This window comes from Tabrizicola sp. (assembly GCF_051645465.1).
GTDB lineage: Bacteria > Pseudomonadota > Alphaproteobacteria > Rhodobacterales > Rhodobacteraceae > Tabrizicola.
Genome location: NZ_JBOFBI010000387.1, coordinates 1 through 2,684, shown reverse-complemented (window position 1 = coordinate 2,684; position 2,684 = coordinate 1). Strand labels below are relative to the sequence as shown.

Genomic DNA, 2,684 nt, shown 5'->3' with positions numbered 1-2,684 from the left:
TGCGATCGTTACCTTGTCTACGCCCTTGAGGCCCATCAGTGACCTTGCGGCATCCAGAATGCGCAGGCGTGTGTCGACCGCAGCGTCGGCCCTGACTTGCGACGCGTAGCGGCGCGGGCGAGGTGTTGACGTATTCATTGTAGTAAGCTATATCCAATTATCACAACTGACAACCTGACTTTCGGGAGGACCGATCTTGGACGTTCTTGCCAATCAATCGAGCATCGGCGGCTGGTACGCCCCGGCGGCAGTCGCAGTCCTGTTGGCCACGGCGGTATCCTGTGCATCACTGCTGTTGCTCCATGTTCTCAGTCCTGAGTTCTCACCGTCATGGCGCATGGTCAGTGAGTACGCCAATGGACATTACCCATGGCTGCTGACCCTTGTCTTCGTCGGCTGGGCGGTCGGCTCATTCGCGCTGATGGTGGCACTCTTGCCGCTGTGGGCAAGCACTCTGGGCAAGATTGGGCTCCTTTTCCTCGTCCTTGCAGGTATCGGCCAGACCATGGGAGCTCTGTTCGACATCAACCACAAACTCCATGGCCCGGCGGCGATGATCGGAATCCCCTCGCTTTGCATTGCAGCGGTAATTCTAACCATGGCGCTGTCACGCCGTGCCGATATAGCGGCACCACCGCTGTGGTCAGCGCACCTGCCGTGGATCAGTTTCGTGCTAATGCTGGGTGCTTTCGCCCTCTTCTTCTCTGCTCTGAAGAACGCTGGCATCGACATGTCCGGACAGACGAGTCCGTTGAGCGAGCTTCCGTCTGGCGTGACAGGCTATGTGGGCTGGGCCAATCGCCTGCTTTTTGTGGCGACATACGTTTGGGTGGTACTGGCAGCGCTGGCGGTCTTGAACGTCGGGCGCAGCGGCCACTGAGCCGCGCGATGATAGGGGTCGACGCGACAGCGGTCGTTTACGGGGCCCCCAGAGGCTAGGTGCAATCTCTCTCTCCGAAGGCGCATTCCCTCAGGGTGCAAAGGTCCGCTTCGGGGAAGCTGCAGCGCAGCGACGATCGTCCCTCGAATGACCGAGAAGGGCCGGCTCTGCGTCACGTCTCCCTGAAACGGAAGAAGTCGATCACTGCCCGGAGGGCGGGCGACATCTGCCTTCGGCTGGGATAGTAGAGGAACAGGCCGGGATAGAACGGACACCAGTCCTCCAGCACCCGGATCAGGCGCCCGTCCGCAATCTGCGCAGACACCTGCGTCTCCAGCGTCCGGAAGAGGCCAGCACCTTCCAAGGCAGCCGCCAGGCTGACGTTCGCATCATTGGTGGTGATCGGCCCATCCACGGAAACTTCCAGTGACTCGCTGCCCTTTGCGAACCGCCATGGAAACAGTTCGCCGTTATGGGCGAAGCGAAAGTTGACACAGGCGTGGTCGTGGAGATCGCGTGGCGTCGCCGGGCGGGGATGCGACGCGAAGTAGCTGGGCGATGCGACAACGGCAAAGCGAACGTCCGAGGTCAGCCGCACCGATATCATGTCGCGCTGAACGAACTCGCCCAGGCGGACACCGGCATCAAAGCCCTTTGCCACGATATCGACGAAGGCATCATCCGTGGTCAGTTCCAGCCGTATGTCCGGGTATTGCTGGGCAAAACGACCCGATCCTGGCACAAACACAACCTCGGCCGCCGCGCGCGGCATGTTCAACCGGACCTTTCCAGCTGGCCGGTCGCGAAAGTGCTGGACCCCTTCCACGGCGGCGGCGATCTCGGCGAAGGCGGGTGAGAGCCTGCTGAACATGTTCGCCCCGGCTTCAGTTGGCGAGACACTGCGCGTCGTCCGGTTGAGAAGCCGCGCGCCTAGCCGTTCTTCCAGTTCCCGCATGGAGTGACTGAGTGCGGAGGGCGACATCCGAAGCCGTTGGGCCGCCCGGCGGAAGCTGCGTTCCTCGGCAATGGCAAGGAATGCCGCCAGTTCGGCATACTCGGTTCCGCGCATGATTGATGCCTTCTGCTCACTATCTCATGCAGATTATAGGACATTATCGCAACACGGACCAAGGATTACTCTCGGCCTCGCAAGGCAAAGGACACCAAAGGACTATCGCAATGAACGCTCAGACCCCGCCCCGCCCCGTCGCCGTCATCACCGGCGCGTCTTCAGGTATCGGCGCCGTCTACGCCGATCGCTTTGCCGCCCGCGGTCACGATCTTGTCTTGGTCGCCCGCCGCGGCGATCGCCTTGCAGAGTTGGGCAACCGTCTCTGGGCCAGGTACGGCGTGGCGGTCCGCCCTCTCGTGGCCGATCTGTCGACGGAGCCGGGTATCGCGCAGGTCGAGGCGCTGCTTGAAAGCGACGCGGGCGTCACGGTTCTCGTCAACAACGCCGGCCTGTCGCGGCTGGGGCGTTTCATCGACCTGAGCCCGGCGGACCACACGAGCCTCCTCATGGTCAATGCGGTTGCACCCAGCCGCCTCGCCCGCGCGGCCCTTCCCTGCTTTGTTGCCCGCGACACCGGCACGATCATCAACATAGCCTCTGCCAACGCGGTCAGCCCCTATCCCGGCACGACCGTCTACTCGGCCACGAAATCCTTCGTCCTGTCGCTGAGCCTTGGCCTTCAGAACGAAGTCGAAGGCACCGGCGTCAGGGTTCAGGCGGTTGTGCCCGCCTCGACGGCCACCGAAGTCTGGGATGGGATGGGCATCGACCTGAAGGATCTGCCACCTGAAA

General features: G+C 62.3%; 3 protein-coding genes. 2 read left to right on the top strand and 1 reads right to left on the bottom strand.

The features are described 5' to 3' along the window. Nucleotides 1–196 precede the first annotated feature (196 nt). Complete coding sequence (locus tag ACRCSW_RS23590; RefSeq protein WP_438708095.1) at nucleotides 197–880, top strand: DUF998 domain-containing protein; 684 nt, start codon at nucleotides 197–199, stop codon at nucleotides 878–880. Nucleotides 881–1,052: 172 nt separating this feature from the next. On the opposite strand, the gene ACRCSW_RS23585 is transcribed toward ACRCSW_RS23590, so the two are convergent. Beyond that, nucleotides 1,053–1,949, bottom strand: a complete 897-nt coding sequence (locus ACRCSW_RS23585) for a LysR family transcriptional regulator (protein ID WP_438708094.1) — start codon at nucleotides 1,947–1,949, stop codon at nucleotides 1,053–1,055. A 110-nt stretch (nucleotides 1,950–2,059) separates the two neighbouring features. Between ACRCSW_RS23585 and ACRCSW_RS23580 the strand changes: the two genes are divergently transcribed. After that, nucleotides 2,060–2,684, top strand: a 625-nt coding sequence (locus ACRCSW_RS23580) for an SDR family NAD(P)-dependent oxidoreductase (protein ID WP_438708093.1), incomplete at its 3' end; no start/stop codon positions are given.

Excerpts from the sequence above, each read along its gene's own strand:
- ACRCSW_RS23585 (WP_438708094.1), bottom strand. The coding sequence starts at position 1,949 with ATGCGCGGAACCGAGTATGCCGAACTGGCGGCATTCCTTGCCATTGCC.